The organism is Pseudoalteromonas luteoviolacea (assembly GCF_000814765.1).
GTDB classification, from domain to species: domain Bacteria; phylum Pseudomonadota; class Gammaproteobacteria; order Enterobacterales; family Alteromonadaceae; genus Pseudoalteromonas; species Pseudoalteromonas luteoviolacea_H.
In genome coordinates this window covers 724322-749377 of the sequence record NZ_JWIC01000007.1, presented here as the reverse complement: position 1 = coordinate 749377, position 25056 = coordinate 724322, and the positions used below count along the sequence as shown (strand labels likewise).

The following is a 25056-nucleotide window of genomic DNA, read 5'->3' as shown; positions in this document are numbered from 1 at the left end:
ATTATGAAGTTAAGCAAAATCCATTTGGCATTGCTATTGAGCTTATCAACTCAACAAAGTTTGGCAAATACACATATTGATGACACCGCTGAGCTTGATACACTCAGTGAAGTAGAGCAACAATTTCAGCACTTTTATGACATTGAGCTCCCAGAACAATTGCACTTATTACAAGTTTCCCAGTCTATGCAAACTGAAAACATCAGCGATGACAATTCTTATATTTTCTCAGGCACTATGTATGCTCTCACTACAATGCAAGGATATATGGGTACATTCTTCCCAGCGCTTAAAGGCAGTTTTATTGTATCCACGCCGGGCACTTATCTGACATATTATGCATTAGACTACGCCGGTCGTGTGATCGGTGGCGTCCTGCGAGTCGCAGGCCAAGACAATGCAGCTGCTTATTTTCCAAATAAGCAGTTTGCAACCCAAGCACCGAGTAAAGCATTTTTTGGTCAAGATGTAGATATGGGTAAGTATGAATGGGTAGACGAGTTAATTGATGTGCCCAATCAAGCTATTTTGGGGACTGCTTACTCATTTTCAGAGTTAAGTTATAAGCTCACAAATGATCCTATTGATTTCGCAAAGGAATATATTGATATGCATGAAGATGTAGGAGTTGGCCTAACATGCAACTATACGGGTTACTGTAATAATTCTTCAAGCTCACAACCTCAACAAACCAAAAAACAAAAACGGCCAGAGTATTACCAACAGTATGGCGATACAGCGCAGTTACAACAGCATACATGTGACTCATCTAAAGACCATATGCACCATTATGATAGTCCACACAAGTATTATCACCTTGTGTATATTGCGGGTTCTAAGCACAGTATTAATATGCCGACTGACTCTTCAGACGCGTATATCAAGTTTCGTAATGTAAGAAGTGGTGGCGGTGATGACTTTTTGTATATGGCATCCAATGCCAAAGGTAATACCTTTGCAGGAGATGGTGATGACCTTATCACTAACTTCAACAGTGGTGGTATGTATGGAGAAAAGGGCGATGACATCATTATCGGTAAATCAATTTATGGGGAAATATCAGGGTTTGGTGGTGAAGGAGGCGATTTTATAAGCCGTGTGAACAAAGCTTATGGTGGCAGTGGCAAGGATAAACTCATTTGGGTCAAAAACGGATTTGGTGGTACTGAGGACGACCTTTTAGTTGGTACCAATAAAAATGATGTATTAGAGGGGGGGTTTGGTAACGACTTGATTGAAGCAGGTAACGGGTTAGATACCTTAGACGGTGGTGATGGAAACGATATTCTGCGACTAGACGCCACACGAGGTGACAAAATTGAAATCGTCAATGGCGGCCTCGGTGAAGATGCCCTTGAGATAAAAATTAGTCAATTAATGCGTACAACTCAAGCTAACCAATTGCAAAATGGCCAGATAAAAGTCAGATCTGACGCGCTACAAGTTATGGAAATAAGTAACATTGAGAGCCTGCATTGGCGACAAATTTTACCAACTTTAAATCATGAGCAAACTGTTGAGACTAAAGACGCAAACTTAATACCCGAACACTTCACTGTTGATGCAAGCAATATTAACATAAATCAAGTATTCACTGGACAAGGTGGACTCGTTACTTTCTTATCAGGTTCTGGAGATGATGTCCTTATTGGGGGAGCACTTAATAATACCCTCAAAGGTGGTAAAGGTGACGACGTGATCCGTGGTGGGCAAAGTGATGACAACTTATATGGTGGTATGGGGAACGACCTCTTTATCGCCAGCTTAGGAAATGACTTTTATTACGGAAGTACAGGCATAGATACAATAACTCTGGAATCTTTAGCTGCCGGACAGACAGTCAAACTATCACAAATTTCTGACCGAGTAGAAAACCTAATGGGAACTCCATATGTGGATGAACTTCATGGTAACCACTTAGAAAACTTCATCGCCGGCGGCCACGGCGCAGATAAGCTATTTGGCCATGATGGTCAAGACATATTAGTAGGAGATAAAGGGGCTGATACACTCAATGGTGGCGCAAACAATGATATTCTCATTGGTGGCTCTGGCCGAGATATATTCGTGATGAGTCTGGGCAATGATGTCATAGAAGACTTTGGTAAACATGATCGTATTGATTTGTCTGAACTCGGTTTGTTGCAGTCGGATATCATCATTGAAAGGGGAGATAAAAGCACCTTTATCTACTCAGAAGACATATCAATGATGCTGCAAAACTATCTTGGAGAAATTAGTTTTATCGAGTCCAAAAATTAATAAGCGTTAAAAAATCACAATTTAGCCCTGCTCATGCGGGGCTTTTTTATTTCTATACTCAGCAAAACGCACATTTATTCTTCCAAGCATAACCAAATAACCTCATATAAAATCACTAAAAAGTCTGCATAATGTGCAGAAAGTCTGCGTCAATTATGCAGATTGTATGCAACATCACTGCGAACCATTTTCTCCCTCTAACTCGTCAGTATACTCAGGCTGTCACCGCCTGTTTTGCACGCTTAAAACAGGCATTAAACCAATCAATGTTAATTACAAAGAGGGAATGTCTGATGTTTAGAATAAAGTTTAAGTCATCCTTATTAGTCACCGCACTCTTCACCTCACTGGCCTGCCATGCAACGACAAAGGATGCTGCTGGTACAGTGAGCAGTGCGATGATTTCGCTGCCAGATTATATGTTCAACGCCAAAGAGCGACCTGCCGTTGCCCACTATATTGGCAGGACCGCGCAGGAGATAAAACAAGCGCAAGTGCAAATCCCCCACCGCAACTATATCGCCAGCTGTAATACCCACACAGATTCGCCCAGCATGTTTGTATCAACGACCGTTCAGTCAACCAGTGGTGATACAAATTCTCCAAGATTGGGGGCTGTTTACGAGCTCAAATTCAATCCACAAAGCGGCATCTTTGAAAACACAGAAAACCAACGTGTACTCAATGAGTGCATTGCAAGCCACGGCATTAGCGTGAGTAAAGACTGTAAACGCGTTGCCGTGGTGTGTGAAAAACCGCATGGCGCATCAGAACGGGATAAACATGTGGTTGATTTACCAGCTCAAACTGAAGGCAGTTTTGTCAATAAAAACGCCGATAATCACGCCACCATCGACAGAGCTATGCGTGATTTGAGTATTCGCAAATCTCGAAAATCCCCCATGACACTTCCCTCTCTGATTGCCAGCAACCGCTACTATGTCTCTCGGTGTTTGGACAATAACCCACATAATACCCTGTCTGTTACGCCTTACATCGACACTCTGGTTAATCAATTTGGGGCAAATCGCAGAAAGCTCAAATCATTCTCTACTGTCGTACAAGGTAATGCGTTTAAACAACAAGATAGATGGCAGTACTTACTAAACGCTTTACCAAATAATGAGCAAAAAGCGCAATTTCTAACGTGTGTCGAAGCGATGGCGAAAAATGAAAACACCGAGGCCTGGCTGCTTGAATGGCACAACGAGCCTCTCAGCCACGAATATGATAGCTATGTAGCAACTAAAATGAAGTCTCAACACCTAGGAAACGTGTCATTAAACTATTCAGAAAAGGACCAAAGCTATGCCATCGCCAATGTGGCGGCGGTGTACAATCATATCAACGGCACCAAACATAAGTCTGCGCAGCTTATCGTGTTACAACGCTCGGGGGAAACATTTAAAATTGACTATGACGAGCGTGGTTGGGAGTGGAATTGTGGCAAAGGACATGTGCTGCACATTCGCGGCTATTATGACCCGAATAACGACCAATTTGGCGCAGTCTGCACAACAGACATGACCGACAAAGAATTCTCCATGGCCGTCAAACCCCATAAAAAAGCCCCAAAACGCGCTCATGGGTTACTTGCGATAAAGTCAGAGGCTAACTCCAATAAAGGCCCAGGCACCTACCTGTTCACCGTACCGGCCAATAATGCCGCGTTTACCCGAGGCGGCATTCATAATTTTGTGCCTGTACGTGACAATTACGGCCTGTCTGTTGCTGTAGCCCCAAAGAAAGTGGCCGAATCGGATCTGAAAAACTTCATCTCTCATTTAAATATTACACCACAACCAGATGTATACAGCACCAACTGTTTAAGCAAAGGAATATTTTCAAACTGCGAGCTTGATTACTTATCAGCCCTGCGCCATAAAGAAATAAACATCCAGCACTATCCTCTCTTAATCAACACAAAACTTGGCTGGCGAAAAACACATGGACAGTACCAGCGCCACAAGAATTGGCTTATTTGGCATGCCAATTGGCGGTGCCCATAATACGCCTAGAGAAGGTGCCACCAGCTCCACGCGTTGGCTAGTGGGCGATGACAACTGTCAATACTCAGATCCGCAATTGGTTAACCTACATAATGGTCGATTTTTACTGGGCTATGCCAAGTTCCAATGTGTTGATGACAACCAAAGCTTGCAGCCACTTGGCTCCAGCCGCGCACTCATACCAAAAACATATCACTTGGTTGAAATTAATGAGCAAGGTGACAAACTCACAGAAACATTGTCATTCACAGATTACGGTTGGGGTGGCCTAGATGACCTGATCTACATTGGTGATGGCAAAGTGGCTTGGACTTACATCAACAACCCTACACTCAGTAATCATATTGGCGCACAGCACCAGCAATGGGAAGTCATGGTGTACCAATCGCCACATTAAATAATTAACTTAGAATTTAAAAAAGCCCGAATAATCGGGCTTTAATGATCATAAGCTCTATTACCCACGGTAAGAGAACCCAAACCAAACAGAGCGGCCAAATTCAATTTCACTGGCCAACATGTGTTGATGTTCACCTGTCATACTGCGGCGCTTTTCATTGGTGAGATTACGCACTTTGGCTTTCACCACCCAATTTTTGTTAACGTCATAGCGCAGTTGCATGTCCCATTGTGAAAAGGCTTGCCACACCTCTCGGGTTTGAGCAGTAAGCGGCAAAGGCTGATAAGGTGAGTACTCTCCTGCGTAGTGATAGCCTAAACGGATCTCTGTTTTGCTGCCACCAAATCGATAATGTGCAATCACGTTCGCCGTTTTATCAGCTTGGCCAAATTGATAGTCTAAGCAAGACACTGCTTGATTGGGTATTTCGTAGCACACCTCATGTGACAAAATCGTCGCATTTGCCACCAGCCCGAAACCTCTTAGGTGCTTTGACCATGCAGACCAATCCTGTAGTGTTAAACTGAGTTCAATGCCATTGACTTCAGATTGACCATAGTTAGACTTTTGCTCAAGTATCACTCTGTTATCTTGCTCACCCAGTACAGTACGGGTATCCACTGCGGTATCATCAATATACTTTTTAAATAGCGCCATTGAGGCCAGATTGCCATCTCGCCAATAATACTCAGTTGATAAATCCCAACTCTCTGCAAGGCTGGTTCTTAAGTTTGGATCGCTGCGCTTGATAACCGTATAGTCGCGCCTTTCATTCACAGAGTTTAGGTTATTGCTGGCAAAATAATCAGGTCTCGCAACGCTTTGCCCAACACTGGCAAATATGCGCCAATTGTCAGTTATATCATAACGACCGCGCAATACCCCCAACCACTGTGAGTCTTTCAAAGAGAGTGTATTAGGCGTCACGCTTCGGGTGTTCATATTGATATCTTGCCCTTGCGTTTCTTGCTGCCATGCTTCGTAACGAGCACCGATAGACCAGCGCCACCTATCAGATTGGTTAATTAACTCAAGGTGTGCAGCACTGACTTTATCGACGCTATTAAAGTCATGCCTCAAGCTTGCAAACTCACTGGCATTGTTGTTTAACTTAAAATTGTTGAATTGTTCATGAAAGTAATTACTTACATACTCATTGGACAACCAAGGTAAATTAAGTCCAAAAGCATCTAGCGAATACCTGCTGTCACCGACAAGCTTACCAATTGAGATATCTTTTTTGACATCGTATCGGGCTACATCTCTATTAGATCGCACCTTGCTGTGCGTATAGCGCAGTCCAGATTTTGCGCTCCAACCCAACCTGCTGCCGTTGGCATGCCAGCTATACAATACTCGTGAGTCTAATATGGTGTTGCTATTTTCTCTGCGTTGTAGCTCAAATTCGTTAAGCTTGATGGCACGAGGGCTCTGTGCAAAACGAGGATCGTTTACTGACCAGTTCCTATCACTGTCGAACCCCGTATATTGATACCCCAACAAGTGATATTCTTTTGGACTGGTTGCGCTTTGCCACACGCTTTCTTCATCTTGCCTATCTGATCTAGCTTCACTATAAGCAACATCAAAGCTGAGGTTTTGACGTGAGCTAAGCTCATTTTTAAAGTGTATGTGACTGCCAAGCTGTCTTCGTGCAGTGTCTCTGTAGATGGTATCCAGCACCAAATCAGCCTGTTCAATCTCAGCCTTATTTTGACTTACTTTTACTGGCGTTCTGGGCACTTGCTCAAATGCAAAGCTATTACGCGGTTCATTCTCTGTTTGTTGGTAGTAATAACTATGCCAAAACCCATAGCTTTGTTCTGTTGGAACCGCTTCAAGCTTGATTGAACCGCCCTGACGTACCCAGACATTTGAATATGCCGATTGACGGGAGCGACTAATAAACGCTTGCCCCTCTTTATTGACATGATATTGATTACTGAGGTTGCTTTGATCTCGTGATTTTTCTGAATACATACCAAATGCAACCAACCCGAACTGTGAGTCTTGCCCAAAAACACGGCTGTATTGGCTACGAATATTTAAGCCCAACTTATCGTCATCATCGGGCACATCTTGAAAACTATACTGAGATAATTCAGCATCAAACCTGAAGTGTGGAGATCGTTTATCAAACGCACTGTAACTCTTAAGATCCATCACCGCCCCAACAGAGTTGCCGTTAAAGCTCACATCAGGGGTTTTATACAACCACAACTGGCCCACAGAAGAAGCCGGAATAGTTTCTAAATTGACGCCTCGAGTGTGCTGCCTATCACTGGCGAGCGCCATGCCATCTAATGTGACGGAGTTCATGCCTGATTGCACACCTCGAACAGTCACTAGCTGGCCCTCATCCGAATCATTGATGGTGTGCACACCCACGATGCGACGATATGAATCGGCGACATTAATATCCGGCAGCTCGCCAATATCATCCGCAGCGATTAAATCAACGAGGCCTACTTGATAGTTATGCTTTAGCCATACCGCCTCAGTGCTTGCTCCTTTTTGACCTAAGACGCTTATTCTTTCGATCTCACTGTTATTCTTCGACCCAGATTTGCGCTTTTTCCTTTTAGCACCATCTGCCTTTTTTGGCCGGTAGACTATGTAGCCAGAACTTGCTTGCTTAACTTTAAGGCCAGTATCTTTGAGCAATAGTTGAAGTAGTTCATCAAGTGTAAATTGGCCTTTCACTTGTGCCGTTTGGTAGCCTTGAAGTAAAGCTGGCTGAGTAAAAATAGATTGCTCACTTTGCTTAGCCACATGAAATAACGCTTGTACTAGGGGTTGTGGCTCGATATCAACACGAAGACTTTGCTCACTTGCAGTTACTAATGTGCTTAACTGCAGACCACTCAACAATAAAAATAGATTTCGCATTACACTCTTACATTAATTCGTTTTAACCATGGCAGACTTAGTAAGCAACCATGTATCGCCTGACTGCGTGTATTCAAGGGACAACATCGCAGCCAGATCTTGTATCACAGACGGAATATCTTGGGTTGAAAATGAGGCTGAAACTCTCAGCTGTTCTACATCTTCACCAACCACAATAATCTGGCCCGCGTAATATCGGTTTAGCTGAGCGACAATATGGCTAAGAGGCGCATCTTGATAAATCAACTGGCCTTGCTGCCAATCATCAATCAACGTCGGGTCAATAGAAGTAACTTGACTCAACCCTTTGTTGTTGTCTGCAATAATGACCTCTCCTGCTTGAAGTTTGGCATGCTTGTCTTGCAGCTCCACTGCAACTTGCCCCTCAGCAACCGCCACTTGAATCGAACTCGGGTTGAAACGTACATTAAACTCTGTGCCTATGACGGTAATATTCACTTGCCCAGAAGAAACAACAAAGGGTCGAGCTTTATCACTCACAACATCAAAATACCCTTCACCAGAAAGTAACTTCAATGACCGTGCTTGATGTGAGATAAATACCAACAACTTACTATCAGGACCAAGTGTAACCGCACTGCCATCAGCCAACGAGTAGGTTTCAACTTGCGCTGTTTCAGTTTGATAAATTTGCTGTGCTATTACAGGGCCCGTGTCCTGCGGCTTTTGCCCAAACCAACCCAACATAGCTATCAACATGGTACTCGCTGCAACAGCAAACCAACGATATACACGGTTATTCGCTGCTAACTTATCAGTACTCATTGTAACTCTTGACGAATTGTTTAATTGCGCAACCAGCGCCTCAGGATCTGAGCTTTGTGCCACAGGTAGTTGCTCTACTAATGAAAGCGCTTCCTCTTGGCGTCTATAAATACGCTCATGTTCAGGGTCTATAATCAGCCACTGCTCAAATTGCACCTTTTGTTCAAGATCCAATTCATCTCGTATGAGTAACCAGTGGGTTGCCTGTTGTTCGATAAGTTGCTTCGAAGATGTTGTATTTAAATCAGTATCAACAGTACCGAAAACATCATTGGATTTAGTCATTAGCACTTACCTTTGTCTGGTGATTTAACGCACTACTGCAAACAAGCACGGCTTTAGCGACCTGACGCTTTACTTCTGTTTGCGACATCTCACAACGTCTGGCAATTTCGGCATAAGACATTTGATGAACTCTGTTGAGCAGGAATAATTGTCGCTGCTGCGCGGGCAGCTGCATCAAGGCTTTATCTATCAATGCCAGTTTTTGCTTGTTATTTAAAACAGCTGAAGGTTCTCTGTCATCTAAACTGATATCAGGGTCAGAGATTTTTTCATCAATATAACCCTGTCGTGTTTTTTCTGAACGCTTGAAGTCTAGAACCAAGTTTTGCGCCATTTTATATAAAAATGCGCGATGATTTTCGATTTTATCTTGGTGCTCCAACCGAGAAAAACGTTCAAATGTTGAGTGCACTATGTCTTCAGAGTCTGGTGGCTCGCCAAACTTACTCTTTAAAAAAGCGCCAATTTCTTGGCTATATTTGTGGTACAAACGAGAGAGTAAATGACTTTTTGAATAACTGATTTTGGAAGTTGTCTTTACTGTCTCAGACAAATGTGTGCTCTCTAGCTCAAAAAAGTAAAACAAAGGCAAGTTAATGGCCAAATGATGCGCAATATTATCACTCAGTCCACACGTTAGACAAGTCAGCCAAATTTACTAAAACGCAATGATGGCACGCTTAGTTCGCCATGGGCCGAGTCCAAGAGAGGCTGATATTGATAACCTACAGAATAAACGCTGGTGATCAACATGTGATGGGGGGAAATCGTCTTTAACTTCCGACGCAAATTACGAATATGGCTATTCACAGTATTTTCCGATACAACCCGATGATCACTGTAGATCTGTCGACTAATGTCCTCTCTGGTCAACACTTTATAAGGCTGCCCATGTAGCAAACGAAATAAATAAAACTCAACTTGAGTCAGCCGCACTTCTCTGTCAGCGAACGTTACCTTAAACCCATGCTCAATAAGCTGCAAACGGCGCTTTATCGCAGCGAGTTTTTGTAACCTGCGTATCATAGCGTTAATACGAGAAACCAATTCTTCTGGGCAATAAGGCTTATTGATATAATCATCTGCACCAGACTCCAGTGCGATGAGCTGCTCCATAACTTGATCGCAATTGCTGGTCACAATTAACAAAGTATCTGATCGATGATGAATTTCACAGCATAGTCTAATGGCGCTGCCTTGTAGCGTTCCCTTATCGAGTACAACCAGATCGGGACGATTCAATAGCACCCAATCAACAATGCTTTTCTCATTCGTCAATCGATAACATTGATGTCCTTCACTGTTCATGGATGACTCTAATTTATCTACTAAAACGTTGTCGCGTTCGACCAATAATACTTTTGCCATTTTTTTACTTAGACTCAGTTACTTATTAATGTGACGGATAACGAAAGTGAATCGTCCAAAACGATGATTAAAAAGCACTGCTTTTTTGTAAGTAGATTCAAACCAGCCCAACAAAGACCTGTGAAAAAATCAAATAAGTCCAAACGTTATCAATAAAAAATAAGATGGATGGGTGAACTAAAAAAAGGACGTATTTAGGAAAATAGCCGCGATGCTCGCGTCAATTTGCGCACTTTAGCGTCAGTAATTGCCTATGCTCAATGTGGTTGAAAAGTATAATAACATCACGATTTCTGACAAGAAAAAACCAGATTAAGGCATATCAAAGCGCGCAGTAACAAGCCACGAAATGACATGGTACAAAATAAAGTGTGTCATCATTTCACCATTACATTTTAAACTTACCGGTTGCTTCCATTAAATGATCTGATGCGTCATGTAATTGATGAGAGACTTCATCTAAATCAGAAAATGAGGCATGAACCTGTTGCTGAGACTGATTCATACGCTCAATGGTTTCTGCCACAATATTAGCCACTGAACTTTGTTGTTCAGCCGCTGACGCGATTTGATTATTCATCATTGTTATATTTGCAATCTTACTTTGGATTTCTTCAAGCGCCTGTCCCGCATTCAGAGAACGCGCTTCATTACTGCTCGCCTGATCGTTCGCTTGAGTCATCATTTTCACACTGCGATCAGCTGCGCTTTGCAAAGAGTCCAATAATGTACGAATTTCTGTCGTCGCATCCCCGGTTCTTGATGCGAGTGTCCGCACCTCATCAGCCACAACAGCAAAGCCACGTCCTTGCTCACCCGCTCTCGCCGCTTCAATCGCGGCATTGAGCGCCAATAGGTTAGTTTGCTCAGCAATAGAGCTTATCACATCCAAAATAGACGACACGCTATCAGTACCTTTTGCCAAATCATTGACCGCGTCTGCGGCTTCACCTATTTGCAAGTTCAGATCTTTTGAATTCGCAATATTATCAGACACCGCTGTTAATCCATTTTGTGCTTCAACTTCTGTTTCTTGCGCTGCCGTATTGGCCGCAGAAGCAGCCTCACTGATACTCGATATAGATTGAATAAGCTCATGGATAGATTGCTGGGTTTGAGACGCCTGAGACGCCTGTTCATCGGTTAGATTACGAACACTTTCAGTACTTTGCACCAGTTTTTTGGATGTGTCCAACAGGGGTTGAGAAACCGCCATCACGCCTTTTATCGACTCTGTCAGCGTATCCATAAACTTATTAAAGTTATATGCCGTGCGCCCTAATTCATCTTTACCAATGACCGTTAAGCGTTGATTTAAATTACCTTCACCATCTGCCAGCTCTCTTAATGAGCCTCTTAACGCATTAGCCGTACTACTAATATTCCTCGCCACCGACAGTGCGACCACCAGTAATAAAATACTCAATACTAAGCCTGCTTGCACTGACAGCCATAGCCCGTCGTTTCCGCTTTTGTTTGCTTTTTCAATGGTTTCTTTAAAATTTTGACCGACCAACTCCCTATAACTGGTTAAGTCATTGTCTGTTTGTTCAAACAAACTGGCTTTTTGTTTCGCAAGCGTTGGTAACTGACTAAAGTCAATAGTATTTGTGATCATGCCATCTGCGAGTTTTTCTGACAGCTTTCTATATTGGTCAATCACCACTAACTGCTCGTTCAGCATCGCTCTATTGTTATCATCTAAATCAGCCAGCTGTGTAATGTTATCAGTCAGCTCCGCCACCGTCTGAGATGCCTGCGCCAACACGTCCTTATCAGCAAACGACACTGATTGACTAAATAACTCGTCAGCCCTTTTGATCAGTACGCTGTTAATAGTTGATAACTGTACTGTTTTATATATTTTTTGTTCCAGCAAGAGTAACTCTTGCTGTGTACTTTTAAAGGCCGCAAAGTTAATTAATAAGTTGATGATAAACACAGAAATGGACAAAGCCACAATGAGACAAACTTTATAGAAAAGCGGTAGGTTTTTGAACCACAGCATGTTCAGTATCCTGCATGAGCGTCAGTAGAAAAGCGGTAGTGGTAACCCACACAGCTTCATTTCGTACATTTGTAGATATAATCTTGGACAAAATTACGTAAATTGCCAATTATTCGACAATTTCCGATAAACAAGGTGGTTCGTTTCTGAAGCAGGAAATTTTTTTTACAAACTAGTAAATAAGCAATCTTGTTCTACGGTTAGAGTGGTGCATGTGGTCGGTTGCACCTAATACAACCACAGGACAGGGTGAAACTATGAAATCTAATAATGCTGTAAAGTTGTTAATTGGAGGAGCGCTAGCGTCATGCAGCTTCTGCAGTTATGCAGAAGTCGTCTTTAATGGCTTCGCATCACTTCGCGCAACCTCTGCGGACAGTGACGGCGGAACATCTGCATTTCCCACACATAAAGCCGATGGCGATATATCATTTTCAGACGAATCTCTATTTGCGCTTCAAGCGAGAACAGACCTAGGCGAAGGCCTTAGTGCCACAATTCAAATCATGGCAGAAGGCACTGATGACTTTGACGCGGAAGCACGCTGGGCATATATCAGTTACGAGCTGTCTCCCCAGCACACCATCAGTATGGGGCGCTTTGCTAATCCGAGCTTTTATCAATCTGAATATCAAAACGTCGGCTTTACCAATAATTTTGGTCGCTTACCACGGGCAGTTTATGCCGGTTTTGACTTCTCAACCATTGAGGGGATCGCGCTTGATAGTAACTTCACATTTGGTGATTACTCGCTTGTTACCAAAGTGCTTTATGGTAATTGGGATGGCACCACCTTTCTTGCTGCGACACAAAATGATGAGACTTTTGGCTTTAAAGACGAAATCTCAGTACGTGTTGAATTAAGTAAAGATTGGTGGACCGTATTTGCTGGTTTCTTCATGGTTGAAATCGAGGGTGGCAGTGTCGACAGCAATGCCATATTGGGAGCGACACAAAGCGCTGTTGATCTGGCCGTTAGTCAAGGTGCAACGGCGCAACAAGTCAAAGAATATGAAGATGCTGTCATATGGGGTGGCAAAGACGGATTATACGGCTACTCAGGCTTCCATATCGATTATGAGAAGTTTATCGTCGACTTTGAATTTGCCAACTATGGCGTAGAAGACTCATCCGATGGCTTTAACCGCGCTTGGTATACCGCATTTGGTTATCGACTCATGGACAAAACCATCGTGACGGTTCACCACGAAAAATCCATTCAAGATGAAGGCGATTTAGAATTTCTTAAAGGCATTTCTCACCCAACGTTATTTGCAACAGCAAAAGCACTGAGAAACACACTATCGCTCAGGGAATTTGATGCCATAGGTGTCTCAGTACGTTATGACTTTCACTCCAATGCAGCATTCAAGTTCCAGTATTTATCTGGCGAAGACACACGTCCCAACGTTCAGGACTTTACGGTTTTGAGTGCTGGCGTAGATATTGTTTTTTAGTGGGGTGAACACATGAAATCAATCATACTTACAACTATGTTAATGTTATCAACCTCGGCTTTGGCCGTTGATGTCGTTGTTCATCCATCTAATAATGCCACACTTGATAAAGGTAAAATCGAACAGATCTTTCTCGGTAAGTTAAAAACCTTTGATGGTTCGGCGAAAGTCATTCCAATTAGCCAAGTAGACAGCAACCCAGTAACTGAAGAGTTTAATACCAAAGTGGTTGGCCGTAGCGCCAGTCAACTCAAAGCATATTGGTCTAAATTGCTCTTTACAGGTAAAGGACAACCACCAAAAAGTATGGCGAATGATCAAGAGGTCATGAAGCTAGTGGCTGATAATCCGAATGTAATAGGTTATGTCAGCAGTGGCAGCGCGAATAGCAGTGTAAAAGTGCTGATGTCCTTTTAAGGAGACTCGATCAGGTTATAAAACTGATCAATCGCTTTAGTATATAAGAAGCTCTGCTCTAGTAGAGCTTCCATCACCCCACTTTGTTTTGCTTTGACAATTTCCGATTCAATTGCCGCCTTTTGCTCTATGCAAGGGCTGAAGTTAGACAACGCTAAATACACGTGATTGATTTGGATTGGCTCAGGCAGCATAGCCAATGGAACCGCTCGCCCTGACTCAAACCAAGTATTAATTGTCTGCCACTGTGGCGCGATAAAGTAATCGATCCTTTTGAGTTTAATGAGTTGGATTGCCTGAGCAATACTATCTGTTCTAAGTAGTTGTAAGTTCTCAATTTCAAGCTTAATTACTGGATTTGGTTTGAGCTCCATATCACGCAGAATTGCCCCCCTTAAGCCATATAACTTATCAATGTTCATGACCCGCTTGCCTCGGCGATAAAATACCGCGTAGGCAGAGTCCGTAATTGCAGGATGAAGTACAGTAAACCACTCTTTGGGGTACTCATCACTTTGCAAGCCAACAAACATATCAATATGGCCATCACGTGCCCACTGCATAACGCGTTGCAACGGTGCAGGTCTTGTCACCTCGACACTGATCTCCTTTTGAACAATCGTACGGACAAACTCGAAGCCAATACCAACCAACTTTTCTTCATTAATGGCATAACTAATTGGTGGCATATCAGCACTACCAGACAGGCGCATTTGTGTGCATTGCGCTTCACTGGCGACCCCTTTAAAAAGACAAAAAAATAGACATATGCAACAGTGCTTGTTCATGCGGCTCTCGTGCCCACAGATCCCTAGTCTTAGTTATAGACTATTCTCAAACGAATATATGACCATCTTGTGCAAACTGTCTCTTTCAAAAACATCGCTGAATTAGCATGAAAGTCTCTCAACTCGTCAGATCACATGATAAAGTAAACAAAAAATTGATCATTCAGCACCGTGCGTATTTTAAATCACATCAAACAATTAGGTTTACTCAGTATTATGACTTTAAGTACATTCGTTAGCGCCGACAACGCTGACACCAACATTCGCCACTTGATTGGACAAAAGCTTATGCTGGATTTTCGCTACTTTTGTCAGCAAGATACACATTGCCGCCAACCCATGACCGAACTGCCTGAAGAATTGGCTCAGCTCATAAAGCAGTATCATATTGGCGGTGTCATACTATTTGCCGAAAATGTACAAAAAACCAGTCAAATTATCGACTTGACCAAAGCATTACAACAAGCAAGCGATACCCCGCTATTTATCTCAATCGACCAAGAGGGAGGCCGAGTCGCGCGTATCAATCGCGCTGAGGCGACCTCATTTACTGGCAACATGAGCATAGGCGCCACTTATCAAAAACACGGTGAAAAGTATGCCACGAGTGTGGCAAGTGCCATTGGAAAAGAGCTCAATAGCCTAGGCATTAATGTCAATTTTGCCCCCACAGTCGATGTTAACGCAAACCCACTTAACCCCGTTATTAACGTGCGTGCCTTTGGCGAAGATCCTAAGATAGTTGCACAATTAGGCGCTGCACAGGTCAAAGCATTTGAACAAAATGGGGTTATTTCGGCGTTAAAGCACTTTCCAGGGCACGGTGATACCCATGTCGACAGCCATACTGGACTCCCTAGAGTAGACCATACGCTGACCCAAATTAAGCAGCAAGATCTCTATCCTTTTAGTCAAATTATCAAACAGCAACAGCCCGGCATGATCATGACTGCGCACATACAATACCCCGCTTTAGATAGCAGTACCGTCACCAACAAACAAGGCGAAAACATGATCCGCCCAGCTACGATGTCACGGGCAATTATGCATGACTTACTCAGAGGAAAAATGCACTATCAAGGTGTGACAATTACCGATGCGCTCGATATGGCTGGGATCAGTGACTTCTTTACACCGCTCGACGCTGTATTAGAAACCTTTAACGCAGGTGTGGATATTGCGTTGATGCCAATTCAAGTCAGAACCCCTGATGACCTCAATCAATTTAAAACGTTTTTTGAAGCACTGAAAAGCGCGGTAGAATCTGAACGATTGAACAGGCAAGAGCTTATTCAATCAAATCAGCGGATCGCGAAGCTCAAAGCCAATATGCTCAGCAAGCAAGTAACACCGAGTCTTGCAATTGCCAACAGCATGCTTGGCAATCCCAAACATAGACAAATTGAGGCGGACTTAGCGCTTGATGCGATCACCGAAGTGAAAAATGTAGGCTTGCTGCCCATGCAAATAAAGGATGGCGAGCATATCCACTTGATTATGCCAGATAGACAAAAAGCCACCGCTTTAAAACAAGCTTTACTCAGCGAAGTTGACAAAAAACTCACTATATCAATAACAAGCTTGCAAGCGTTTAAACCACAGCGTGCCAGACAAGCCATTTTAGAGGCTAACTGGGTGATCAGCGCACACGCATCCCCTTTGCAAAGTGCCGCAGAAATTGGTGGAATGGACGACTTAGCTGAGCTTGAGTCTTACGAAGTCGCTAAGCAGCAACAGCCCAAAGCACTCTATGAACTTATGCTGTTTGCTCATACGCACAAAAAAGCGAGCTTATTTATCAGCTTGCGCGCCCCATACGAAATTGCAAAATATGCACCTTTCAATCAAGCGGTTTTGGCAAGCTATGCCTATAATGTGGATGTAGCAACTGAAAATGATGTGCGAGGGCCTGCATTTACTGCACTTGCAAAAGTGATTGTCGGTCATGCAAAGGCACATGGGCAACTGCCTGTGAGCATTGGTCTTGAGTGATTAATTCAGTTAACTTTCACCAAGTACCAGCCCCGCATTAGTACAATAACTTGTGTATTTTAGTGAGGGTAATATGGATCCAAAGGCGTCCTTAACGGCACCTAACGCGATTCGTGAAATGATTCGAGCCGGTGACTACTCAGGTCCCACTAATGGGTTTGTTCCCGGCTTCACACAATGTAATATTGTGATTTTACCAAAAGCATATGCTTTTGACTTTCAAAGATATTGCCAGAATAACCATGACTGCTGCCCATTACTAGCAACCAGTGTAAATGATGGTGAATTCCATTTAGATGCGCTTGGCAGCAACATAGATATCCGTCATGACGTGCCTAAATACCGCGTACTCAGAGATGGGCAACTAGTTGATGAAGTCACAGACATCAAACAAATTTGGCGAGAAGACTTTGTCACCTTTGCCTTGGCAAGTTACGTGGCATTTGACTATGTCCTCAATACCTATGGTTTTGATACCACAACCTCCAGCCCTGCACATACACTACCTATGTACATCAGTAATATTCCAAGCCTGCAAGTTGGTCCATTTAAAAGCAATAAAGTAGTCTGCCTAAGACCGATGGACACACAAGAGATTATCCGAGCGATACAAGCCGGTAGTATCAGTCGAGTACCTCATGGTATTCCCGTACATTTTGGCAACCCAGCAGAGATAGGTATTAATAATCTGCAAAAACCCAATTTTGGCGACCCCATCTTCATACCTGAAAATAAACAGCCTGTATTTTGGACAACCAGCCTCACCGCTCATCTCGCAATTACCCGTGCAGCGCCTGAATTGTGTATTATAAACAGTCCTCAACATATGCTGGTCACAGATAGGCCAGATATGGATCTGTTAATACAATAATTAAAAAGTAGGTTGGCATGCTGTTAAATTGTGATTTGGGTGAAAGTTTTGGTGCTTGGGAAATGGGGCTTGATAAAGAGGCGATGCCGCACATAGACATGGCAAACGTTGCATGTGGATTTCACGCAGGTGACCCAAGTGTTATGCAAAAAACGATTGCACTTGCTAAGCAACATAATGTGCTCCTTGGCGCACACCCAAGTTACCCTGACCTCCAAGGCTTTGGCCGCCGCTCACTCACTATGGCTAAACAAGAGCTCATCAACTGTATCCACTATCAAATAGCAGCGCTAGAAGGGATGGCAAAAGTTGCTGGCATGAGGCTCAGTTATGTTAAACCCCATGGCGCACTATACAACGATATGATGCGTGATGAGTCTATTTTAACGACGATCATTGAAGCCATCCATCAATACCCAAGTGATCTGAAGTTAATGATTTTAGCCACATCACAAGCAAAGCAGCACCGCGCCCTTGCCCAGCAATATAAAGTAACTTTACTCATGGAAGCGTTTGCCGATAGGTTGTATACCGATGAGGGGATGCTCACACCTCGCTCTGAGCCTAACGCAGTACACAACGAAGAGAAGTTAATAGAGCAAGTACAACTCCTCGCTGGCAGTCAGTCCGTGATAACCGCAAACGGACACAAGCTAGCGCTGGCAGCAGACACGCTGTGCGTGCACGGTGATAACCTTCACGCCATAAAACAAATAGAGAAAATAAGAACAATACTCAACGATCCACAGTAACTGTTTGCATTTTAAGTAGGGATAACGATGGAGCTGTTCACACCGAGATTAAGGCTCAGGCCGCTGACTAAAAATGACTGGCAGCTGTTTAAAAGGTTAAACCAAAATCCAGATGTCATGGCTTACGTCGCAGATATACCAGCACAGCAAGCTTTGAAATCACTTTTTGATGAACGCTGTGCCCGTTGGCAAAAACAAACCGATGCGTGGCTCACTCTCGTCATAGAGCGAGTGGATACACAAGAGTGCATCGGCTTACATGGGTTTAAAAGCTTTTCTGACAAACCAAACATTGCAGAGTTGGGGTTTATGTTATGCCCGACTCAACAAGGCTACGGTTTTGCGTATGAAGCATCCAAAGCCGTTATAGACTATGCATTTACTCATCAAGGATATGACACATTATTGGCGACTGTCACGGTCGGTAATAAGGCATCTGAGCAGTTACTTAACAAACTCGGATTTTCTGTTTTTCAAGTCATTCAACAAAATTATCAAATCGGTGGACTGATATTTGATGATCTTCAACTTACTTTACATAACCCACATCGATAAAACATAAAAGCGCCACCCTGCGTAAGTTAGGTGGCGCTTGGTCTGTCCAAGATTTCGCTTGGAACTTGAATGTGCGCGATTTAGAAAGGACCAGTGTTTACATCAGGCGACTGCCATAAACTAGACCAGACGAAATTTCCATGGACATAATAGATAGTATCTCCATGAATAACGCCTCTATCATCTGCTGCGCGCACATAAGGAACGCTTTGAGAGGGCTCATCATACGTTGCAACGCTACTACCAATGTAAGTTAAAGAGCCTGAACCTTCAGTACTAACCTCAAATGCTGCCAGCTCATTTTTGTTACCCCAAGTACTCGTATTGTCATTTTGAATCGTGACCTCCCATGACTCCACAGGTAATGTCATACGAAATGTTTGGTCGCTGGCTTTTAAGTAACTAAAAGCGTGATGGTCAAATTCGACGGGGCTATATCCACCTGCAAAAACATGTTCTTTGATTAAGCTTGGTGATGCCATATTGCTCACATCAAATAAACTCACTTTGGCACCAAAAGTGGGCTCTATATCAGTGGATGAATCATCTGAGGCATTAAATGGGAAGTCCTCAACATTTTGCCCGACACCGATAAGCAGGTCATCTGATACAGGATGAAGATACGCAGAATAACCTGGGATTTCGAGTGCACCAGCCATGATAGGCTCATCCGCTTTTGATAAATCCAATACATAAAGTGGATCTATTTGTCGAAAAGTAACCACATAAGCTCGCTCACCCATAAAGCGAACAGCGTAGATATTTTCCTCTACCATACCATTTGACTCAACCTTACCTATCGGCGTTGGGTGAGCTTCATTTGGCAAACGTGCTAACTCTTCAAGCTCAGTCCCTTGCTGTTGCAATACAAATAGCTGATGAACCATTCCCTTAGACTCACTAAACCGAGTAGTGACAACTCGTAACTGGCTACCATACTCACTCAGTCTAAAGGCGGCATTGCTGACATTTGCCACGAAAATCGGTTCAATCATACCTATCAAATTACCGCCAAAACCGAGCGTCCCTTCTACTGCACCGGATGCACTATACGCAACCTCTCCATCATTGAGTGAAAACTTATGCAAAACAGTTTGCGATAAATCATTGAAGCTTGATACGTCACTTGGCCAAAGACGCTTATGTAAATAGATACTCTCTTGAGAAGCATAAACACCGTCAGAAGGCGCATTAATGCAAGTAGACTCAATGCTTGTGGGGTTCTGCATAGAGATCTTAGTGATGGTCGTGACAATGTTTGCACTGTCTAACTCAGTCGCATCTGTTGGTATATAACAAGCGCTTGCATCAAACAATGGAGACGCTTCTCCAGAGTTTAAGTCCTTAATTTTAGGGATTAGATCGGACACATTAGCTTGATAAATTGCCTGATAAATTGCCAGTTCATCCGTTTCATCAGTATCAAATGCAGCATGGTATTGGCTGATCACATACAGCTCGTTACCTATCACTCGGCTATCAAGGATATTTCCGTCAATGCGATACTGGTTAATAACCTGTGGTTGCTCTGGTGAACTGACATCTGCAAAACTCAATTCAAACGTGTTAGAAAACGTATTCGTTGAAGGAGAAGTAGAGGCAATGTCATTGGAATCACTAGGCGTGTCGAGAGTGAGAACAGGATATTTGAACACGGATGCAAGGCGCCCCTCGTGTAAATATAAATCCTGATGACTATACAACGAGTCAGAGGCCTCTATTTGTGCAACTTCTTCAATCCCCTGGTCTGTTCGTTTCATGACACGTACATACTGCCTAAACACAGCATTTTGTGAGAGTTCTTGTTCAGAGTGTGCGGCTATATAAAGATAGTTCCCATCATATTCAATGCGATCACCTTCATCAACACCTGCTTCAACCACATTAGTAGAAGAAAACCCTGCACTCGATTCACCATCTGAAACGGGTGAAGCATTGACGGGCACTGAAGAATCAGTTTCATTAACTGGCACCCGACTTAGAAAAGCACCATTTTTTAAAAGTGCACTAAACTCACTGGACGATGCTTTTTTTAATTTAGCAGATGACTCACCCAACCAATTTAAGTCAGGTACACTGGTTGGTAATTTTGTCTGTCCTTGATCTACCTTGTTATCACTATTGCTATCACTGCCTCCTCCACACGCGACCAAAGCAGGTAATGCGATCAAAGCAAGGCCTGCTCGTACTAACGAAAGAGTAACTCTTGAGTAAAACATAGTTGTGCTCCTTGATTAAAAGTAACTTTACTTTAATACAGTGACGCCATTGTTCTGTTATTTCGCTCGATCTATTTGTTATTTTATGTAACCGCTTCTGGTAATTACAGAAATTACTGGTAAATTTAGCCCTAGGTTTAACAGGAGTAAATTGATTGAAACGACTTTTCATTTTGTTATCTCTGTGCTGCGGCTTATTCGCTAAGGATAGCTTTGCAAACTGCAGTGAGAATAATGAGCAATGTGCAGAAATAGGCAGGTGGGACTTTTCTATTGCCATCGGTGCGGGTGTTGCGACCAACCCAGTCAGGGGCGGGGATAATGTGCCTTTAGTGATATTACCTTACATTAATTATTACGGTGATAAGTTCTTCTTTGACAATACAACTGCAGGCTACACTTTTATAGAGCAAAAAAAGTTTGATGTCAGTCTCATCACCCAACTCAACACTGAACAAGCATATTTTGAACGCTTCCACCCAAGCAATATATTAGTCAAAAACTCATTCACTGGAGAGTCCAGTAACCCGATCATAACGCCAGAACCAGATGGTTCGAATCCACCCAATGGCGGGGACTCTGATAATGATAATGGTGTTACGGGTGATGGCAATGATTCGAATAATGATAAAGAAGAGCCGGAACCAAACGAGCCTGCAGAAACGATTTCCCTTGATACAATTTCTAAACGAGATTGGGCGTTGGATGGCGGCATACTTGCACATTGGTATTTTGAAAACTCTGCCAAATTAACCCTCGTTTTGCTGCATGATGTAACAAATACTTATCAAGGGTATCATGGCCACCTCGATTACAGTTTTGTCATCCCAATCCAAACGGATAACCCCTCTCGCTTAAAAGTCAAACTTGGTGCAGAGTACAAGGACAAACATTTAGTCGATTATTATTATGGGATCAGTCTCAAAGACTCACAATCACAACACCACTTATATCAGGGTAAGGCCACTGTAAATCCTTATGTAGGTATTGCTTTTAATTATAAGTTAAACTCGAACTGGCAACTAAAGTTCAGTGCAAGACATACTTGGCTCGGTACTGGTATTAAAGACAGCCCACTTGTAGATCAAAGCTCTTCGTCCAATATTTTTATTGGGGGATTATATGAGTTTTAAGCAGTTCCCTACTCTTGTTTTATGTTTGTTATTCTCGAAAGTTGCTAACGCTGAAATGAATACATTACCAGACAAAAAAGCAAAACTTGAAATCAAACCCATCGTTTGCATGGTTAAATCTATGGGTCAAATTTGTGAGATGACTATTTCAGTCGATTGGTCTATTCAAACACCACAAAATGTATGTTTATTCAAAAACGATACTTCTTTGCAGTGTTGGAAAAACAAACGAAAAGCAAAAGCTAATATCAATATCTCGATTTCTGAAGATATGGTTTTTTCACTTAAAAACAAAGATATGCATGTATTAGCTAAACAGAAAGTGAAGATAAATGCAGCAGCAAACCGAAAATATAGACGAAAATTAAAATCTGATTGGAGCTTTTTTTAATGGCTAAAGTAATCCTTGTTGAAGACGATGAAAGACTCGCAGCCCTAACAGGGCAATTTCTTGAGAGTAACGGATTTTCAGTTACTCTAGTGAATGATGGTGCCAAAGCAGTCAACGCCATTACTGAGCAACAACCGGACATCGTCATACTTGATATCATGCTTCCTAATATGGATGGTTTTTCCATTTGTCGCGAGGTACGTCATACCTACTCAGGCCCAGTATTGTTTTTGACCGCAAAAGACAGTGACTTCGACCATGTAAGAGGGTTAGAGATTGGCGCAGATGATTATGTCATCAAACCTGTAGAACCTTACGTCCTTTTAGCTAGAGTAAACGCCTTACTCCGACGCGGAGGGAAACAGCAAGAAGAAAGCGTTGATCAACTCAAGCTTGGTCAATTAGAAGTAGACAAAGCGGCCCGAAAAGCCTATTTATCAGGGCAAGAGGTCGAATTAACGAGTTACGAATTTGATTTACTGTGGGAACTTGCCAATAATGCTGGGCAAACTTTAAGTCGTGAACATATTTATAATCAAGTAGTTGGACGTGAGTATGATGGTTTAGACCGCAGTGTAGATGTGCGTATTTCACGTTTGCGAAAAAAACTCGGTGATAATCCAGATCAGCCTTTCAGATTGGTGACTGTGTGGGGTAAAGGTTATTTATGTTCTAAGTCAGCTTGGGATTAATTTTCAATGCTTCGACTGCTAGCAAGCCTATATTTCTTTGTTTTTTTTAGTATCATCGCCATTAATCAAAGCAGTGAATATATTTGGAAAAACTGGGGCAATCCAGCCCCAAGTGAATTGGACTATGCCAAACAAGTAGCGGTGAATTTAAGAGATGTACTAAATACTATAGGCATCAACAATTACCCTCAAAAAAATAGCCTTAATATTATTCATATAAACGACGTCGCATGGTTTCCAGAGCAACGTGCTGCGCTTAATAAAGGCGATGTTGTCATATCATTTGATAGCCATGACAATTATCAATTTTTCATGCTTTTAAATGACAAAAGTACCGTCGTCAAACTTGGACCATTTGCACCCAAGCCAAACTCTATATTGACGAAATATGCTTTCAAACTGGTTTCTTTTTCGATTTTAGCCTTATTGTTGATTTTATGGTTACGCCCGCTATGGCGTGATTTGGAGCAACTTAAAGTAGTCACTGAGCAATTAGCAACAGGGAGATTAGATATTGAAACAAAACCCTCTCGGTTTTCTGCGATATCAACATTGACGCAGCATATACAAAAACTAGCCCTGCAGACTGCGAGCCTGATGCAAAATCAAAAGCAACTCGTTAATGCCGTATCACATGAGCTTAGAACGCCGTTAGCAAGGCTCAAATTTGCACTGGCTATGCTTGCCCCAAAAGATCCACAGCAAGTTCAAGCCATGAACCAAGATGTCGTTGAAATGGAACTATTAATCGACGAGATGCTCAGCTATGCTCGCTTGGAGTTTTCTGAACGGGAAATGACGAGAGCAAAAATTAACTTGAGCGAACTCGTTCAAGCTCAAATAGACAAAGTCAGTATCTCTTCTAACAAGCAAATCAACCACCACCTCAAACCCAATGTTTTTGTCGATGGCAATGATCACTATCTAGCACGTGTACTGCAGAACTTACTGCAAAATGCAGAAAAATATGGCGAACAACAGATACTGGTCGAACTGAAACAAGAAAATGATGACGACGTCATCCTAATTGTCAGTGATGACGGGCCTGGCATACCAGAAGATAAACGGGACAGTGTTTTCAACCCTTTTACCCGACTTGATAGCAGTCGCAGTAAAGAGACTGGAGGGTTTGGGCTTGGTCTTGCTATTGTGACCAAAATACTTGGCTGGCACAGCGGCGCATGCTGGGTAACCGAATCTGAAATAAACGGCGCCTCATTTCACGTGTCCTTACCTATCAGCAAAAACTAAAACTTAACTGATTTTCTCAACACTTTTGTTTGGGCTCTTTTATTTTTAGTATCAAGGCGTCGTCTCTGGGAGCTTTTTGTAGGCTTCGTTTGACGGCGCGTTTTTTCCACTTTAATTGCATCTAAAATTAATTGCTTGAGCCGATTTAGTGCATCCTCTTTGTTTTGTTCTTGAGTTCTAAAAGTTTGCGCTTTTAGGACAATCACCCCTTCTTTGCTGATCCTATTGTCTTTTAAAGCCAATAACCTTTCTTTGTAAAAAGCTGGGAGCGTCGAACGATTAATATCAAACCTTAAATGAATCGCAGACGACACTTTATTCACATTCTGTCCACCAGCGCCTTGCGCTCGTATGGCTGACAACTCGATTTCCCAAGCAGACAACTCCACATTATTTGATAGACGTAACATATAAACCAACCTTCTTTTATTCAACTGCTTAGCAAAAATCAAAGCGCAGCAGCAAGCCCTGTGCTTCACTACCACGGTGCGCACTCGCGGTGATAAAGCGTACATACTTTATTATAACAAA

21 protein-coding genes are annotated in these 25056 nt (G+C 42.7%); 13 read left to right on the top strand and 8 right to left on the bottom strand.

The annotated features are described in order from the left end of the window. Positions 1 to 3 precede the first annotated feature (3 nt). From JF50_RS17560 to JF50_RS17550, 3 genes are all read left to right on the top strand, one after another. A complete protein-coding gene (locus JF50_RS17560) occupies positions 4 to 2262 on the top strand; it encodes a calcium-binding protein (protein WP_039610679.1) in 2259 nt (752 codons plus the stop codon). A 293-nt stretch (positions 2263 to 2555) separates the two neighbouring features. Further along, a complete protein-coding gene (locus JF50_RS17555; protein ID WP_039610678.1) occupies positions 2556 to 4271 on the top strand; it encodes a hypothetical protein in 1716 nt (571 codons plus the stop codon). Next, on the top strand, positions 4210 to 4668 hold the full coding sequence (locus tag JF50_RS17550) for a hypothetical protein (RefSeq protein WP_152614579.1): 459 nt from the start codon (positions 4210 to 4212) through the stop codon (positions 4666 to 4668). The genes JF50_RS17555 and JF50_RS17550 overlap by 62 nt, the downstream gene beginning before the upstream one ends. Before the next feature lie 60 nt (positions 4669 to 4728). On the opposite strand, the gene JF50_RS17545 is transcribed toward JF50_RS17550, so the two are convergent. The 5 genes from JF50_RS17545 to JF50_RS17525 form a co-directional block, all read right to left on the bottom strand. Continuing rightward, positions 4729 to 7560 carry a TonB-dependent receptor gene (locus tag JF50_RS17545; protein ID WP_039610676.1) on the bottom strand — a complete coding sequence of 944 codons (2832 nt, stop codon included), beginning with the start codon at positions 7558 to 7560 and terminating at the stop codon, positions 4729 to 4731. 12 nt (positions 7561 to 7572) lie between these two features. Continuing rightward, complete coding sequence (locus JF50_RS17540) at positions 7573 to 8631, bottom strand: FecR family protein (protein ID WP_039610675.1); 1059 nt, start codon at positions 8629 to 8631, stop codon at positions 7573 to 7575. Beyond that, positions 8624 to 9184, bottom strand: a complete 561-nt coding sequence (locus JF50_RS17535; protein WP_160290493.1) for an RNA polymerase sigma factor — start codon at positions 9182 to 9184, stop codon at positions 8624 to 8626. Before JF50_RS17535 ends, JF50_RS17540 begins: the two co-directional genes overlap by 8 nt. A 92-nt stretch (positions 9185 to 9276) precedes the next feature. Next, a complete protein-coding gene (locus JF50_RS17530) occupies positions 9277 to 9999 on the bottom strand; it encodes a response regulator transcription factor (RefSeq protein WP_039610673.1) in 723 nt (240 codons plus the stop codon). Between the two features lie 388 nt (positions 10000 to 10387). Further along, complete coding sequence (locus tag JF50_RS17525) at positions 10388 to 12007, bottom strand: methyl-accepting chemotaxis protein (RefSeq protein ID WP_039610672.1); 1620 nt, start codon at positions 12005 to 12007, stop codon at positions 10388 to 10390. 257 nt (positions 12008 to 12264) lie between these two features. On the opposite strand from JF50_RS17525, the gene JF50_RS17520 reads away from it, so the two are divergent. Together JF50_RS17520 and JF50_RS17515 are read left to right on the top strand one after the other, a co-directional pair. Continuing rightward, positions 12265 to 13464: a hypothetical protein gene (locus JF50_RS17520; RefSeq protein WP_152614578.1), complete on the top strand. Its 1200-nt coding sequence runs from the start codon at positions 12265 to 12267 to the stop codon at positions 13462 to 13464. A 12-nt stretch (positions 13465 to 13476) separates the two neighbouring features. Further along, positions 13477 to 13881, top strand: coding sequence for a phosphate ABC transporter substrate-binding protein (locus tag JF50_RS17515; RefSeq protein ID WP_039610670.1), 405 nt, complete (start codon positions 13477 to 13479; stop codon positions 13879 to 13881). Here the strand turns inward: JF50_RS17515 and JF50_RS17510 are convergent. Beyond that, positions 13878 to 14669 carry a substrate-binding periplasmic protein gene (locus tag JF50_RS17510; RefSeq protein ID WP_152614577.1) on the bottom strand — a complete coding sequence of 264 codons (792 nt, stop codon included), beginning with the start codon at positions 14667 to 14669 and terminating at the stop codon, positions 13878 to 13880. The two genes, JF50_RS17515 and JF50_RS17510, sit on opposite strands and share 4 nt — an antisense overlap. 216 nt (positions 14670 to 14885) lie before the next feature. On the opposite strand from JF50_RS17510, the gene JF50_RS17505 reads away from it, so the two are divergent. The 4 genes from JF50_RS17505 to JF50_RS17490 all read left to right on the top strand — a co-directional run bounded on the left by JF50_RS17505 (position 14886) and on the right by JF50_RS17490 (position 18839). Further along, complete coding sequence (locus JF50_RS17505) at positions 14886 to 16661, top strand: glycoside hydrolase family 3 protein (RefSeq protein ID WP_039611044.1); 1776 nt, start codon at positions 14886 to 14888, stop codon at positions 16659 to 16661. A 73-nt stretch (positions 16662 to 16734) separates the two neighbouring features. Next, the gene (locus JF50_RS17500; protein ID WP_039610668.1) at positions 16735 to 17532 is read left to right on the top strand and encodes a D-glutamate cyclase family protein; all 798 of its coding nucleotides are present in this window, start codon (positions 16735 to 16737) and stop codon (positions 17530 to 17532) included. Between the two features lie 17 nt (positions 17533 to 17549). Beyond that, a complete protein-coding gene (locus tag JF50_RS17495; protein WP_039610667.1) occupies positions 17550 to 18284 on the top strand; it encodes a 5-oxoprolinase subunit PxpA in 735 nt (244 codons plus the stop codon). Positions 18285 to 18311: 27 nt separating this feature from the next. Further along, positions 18312 to 18839 (top strand): GNAT family N-acetyltransferase, encoded by a 528-nt coding sequence (locus JF50_RS17490; protein ID WP_039610666.1) that lies wholly within the window; start codon positions 18312 to 18314, stop codon positions 18837 to 18839. Positions 18840 to 18919: 80 nt separating this feature from the next. Here JF50_RS17490 and JF50_RS17485 read toward each other — a convergent pair whose 3' ends face one another. After that, positions 18920 to 21058 carry a beta-propeller domain-containing protein gene (locus JF50_RS17485; protein WP_039610665.1) on the bottom strand — a complete coding sequence of 713 codons (2139 nt, stop codon included), beginning with the start codon at positions 21056 to 21058 and terminating at the stop codon, positions 18920 to 18922. A 155-nt stretch (positions 21059 to 21213) separates the two neighbouring features. On the opposite strand from JF50_RS17485, the gene JF50_RS17480 reads away from it, so the two are divergent. The 4 genes from JF50_RS17480 to JF50_RS17465 are packed head-to-tail and all read left to right on the top strand — an operon-like array spanning position 21214 to position 24525. Continuing rightward, entirely contained in the window at positions 21214 to 22191 is a 978-nt protein-coding gene (locus JF50_RS17480; RefSeq protein WP_039610664.1) for a MipA/OmpV family protein, read from the top strand. Next, a complete protein-coding gene (locus JF50_RS17475) occupies positions 22181 to 22582 on the top strand; it encodes a DUF3019 domain-containing protein (protein ID WP_039610663.1) in 402 nt (133 codons plus the stop codon). Before JF50_RS17480 ends, JF50_RS17475 begins: the two co-directional genes overlap by 11 nt. Further along, positions 22582 to 23274 carry a response regulator gene (locus JF50_RS17470; protein ID WP_039610662.1) on the top strand — a complete coding sequence of 231 codons (693 nt, stop codon included), beginning with the start codon at positions 22582 to 22584 and terminating at the stop codon, positions 23272 to 23274. The genes JF50_RS17475 and JF50_RS17470 overlap by 1 nt, the downstream gene beginning before the upstream one ends. Positions 23275 to 23280: 6 nt before the next feature. Beyond that, positions 23281 to 24525, top strand: a complete 1245-nt coding sequence (locus JF50_RS17465) for an ATP-binding protein (RefSeq protein ID WP_039610661.1) — start codon at positions 23281 to 23283, stop codon at positions 24523 to 24525. Here the strand turns inward: JF50_RS17465 and arfB are convergent. Next, positions 24522 to 24935: an alternative ribosome rescue aminoacyl-tRNA hydrolase ArfB gene (arfB, locus tag JF50_RS17460; RefSeq protein ID WP_039610660.1), complete on the bottom strand. Its 414-nt coding sequence runs from the start codon at positions 24933 to 24935 to the stop codon at positions 24522 to 24524. The two genes, JF50_RS17465 and arfB, sit on opposite strands and share 4 nt — an antisense overlap. Positions 24936 to 25056: the final 121 nt, after the last annotated feature.

Coding starts and splice junctions, on each gene's coding strand:
- JF50_RS17560 (WP_039610679.1), top strand. CDS start 4: ATGAAGTTAAGCAAAATCCATTTGGCATTGCTATTGAGCTTATCAACT.
- JF50_RS17555 (WP_039610678.1), top strand. CDS start 2,556: ATGTTTAGAATAAAGTTTAAGTCATCCTTATTAGTCACCGCACTCTTC.
- JF50_RS17550 (WP_152614579.1), top strand. CDS start 4,210: ATGGACAGTACCAGCGCCACAAGAATTGGCTTATTTGGCATGCCAATT.
- JF50_RS17545 (WP_039610676.1), bottom strand. CDS start 7,560: ATGCGAAATCTATTTTTATTGTTGAGTGGTCTGCAGTTAAGCACATTA.
- JF50_RS17540 (WP_039610675.1), bottom strand. CDS start 8,631: ATGACTAAATCCAATGATGTTTTCGGTACTGTTGATACTGATTTAAAT.
- JF50_RS17530 (WP_039610673.1), bottom strand. CDS start 9,999: ATGGCAAAAGTATTATTGGTCGAACGCGACAACGTTTTAGTAGATAAA.
- JF50_RS17525 (WP_039610672.1), bottom strand. CDS start 12,007: ATGCTGTGGTTCAAAAACCTACCGCTTTTCTATAAAGTTTGTCTCATT.
- JF50_RS17520 (WP_152614578.1), top strand. CDS start 12,265: ATGAAATCTAATAATGCTGTAAAGTTGTTAATTGGAGGAGCGCTAGCG.
- JF50_RS17515 (WP_039610670.1), top strand. CDS start 13,477: ATGAAATCAATCATACTTACAACTATGTTAATGTTATCAACCTCGGCT.
- JF50_RS17510 (WP_152614577.1), bottom strand. CDS start 14,669: ATGAACAAGCACTGTTGCATATGTCTATTTTTTTGTCTTTTTAAAGGG.
- JF50_RS17505 (WP_039611044.1), top strand. CDS start 14,886: ATGACTTTAAGTACATTCGTTAGCGCCGACAACGCTGACACCAACATT.
- JF50_RS17500 (WP_039610668.1), top strand. CDS start 16,735: ATGGATCCAAAGGCGTCCTTAACGGCACCTAACGCGATTCGTGAAATG.
- JF50_RS17495 (WP_039610667.1), top strand. CDS start 17,550: ATGCTGTTAAATTGTGATTTGGGTGAAAGTTTTGGTGCTTGGGAAATG.
- JF50_RS17490 (WP_039610666.1), top strand. CDS start 18,312: ATGGAGCTGTTCACACCGAGATTAAGGCTCAGGCCGCTGACTAAAAAT.
- JF50_RS17485 (WP_039610665.1), bottom strand. CDS start 21,058: ATGTTTTACTCAAGAGTTACTCTTTCGTTAGTACGAGCAGGCCTTGCT.
- JF50_RS17475 (WP_039610663.1), top strand. CDS start 22,181: ATGAGTTTTAAGCAGTTCCCTACTCTTGTTTTATGTTTGTTATTCTCG.
- JF50_RS17470 (WP_039610662.1), top strand. CDS start 22,582: ATGGCTAAAGTAATCCTTGTTGAAGACGATGAAAGACTCGCAGCCCTA.
- JF50_RS17465 (WP_039610661.1), top strand. CDS start 23,281: ATGCTTCGACTGCTAGCAAGCCTATATTTCTTTGTTTTTTTTAGTATC.
- arfB (WP_039610660.1), bottom strand. CDS start 24,935: ATGTTACGTCTATCAAATAATGTGGAGTTGTCTGCTTGGGAAATCGAG.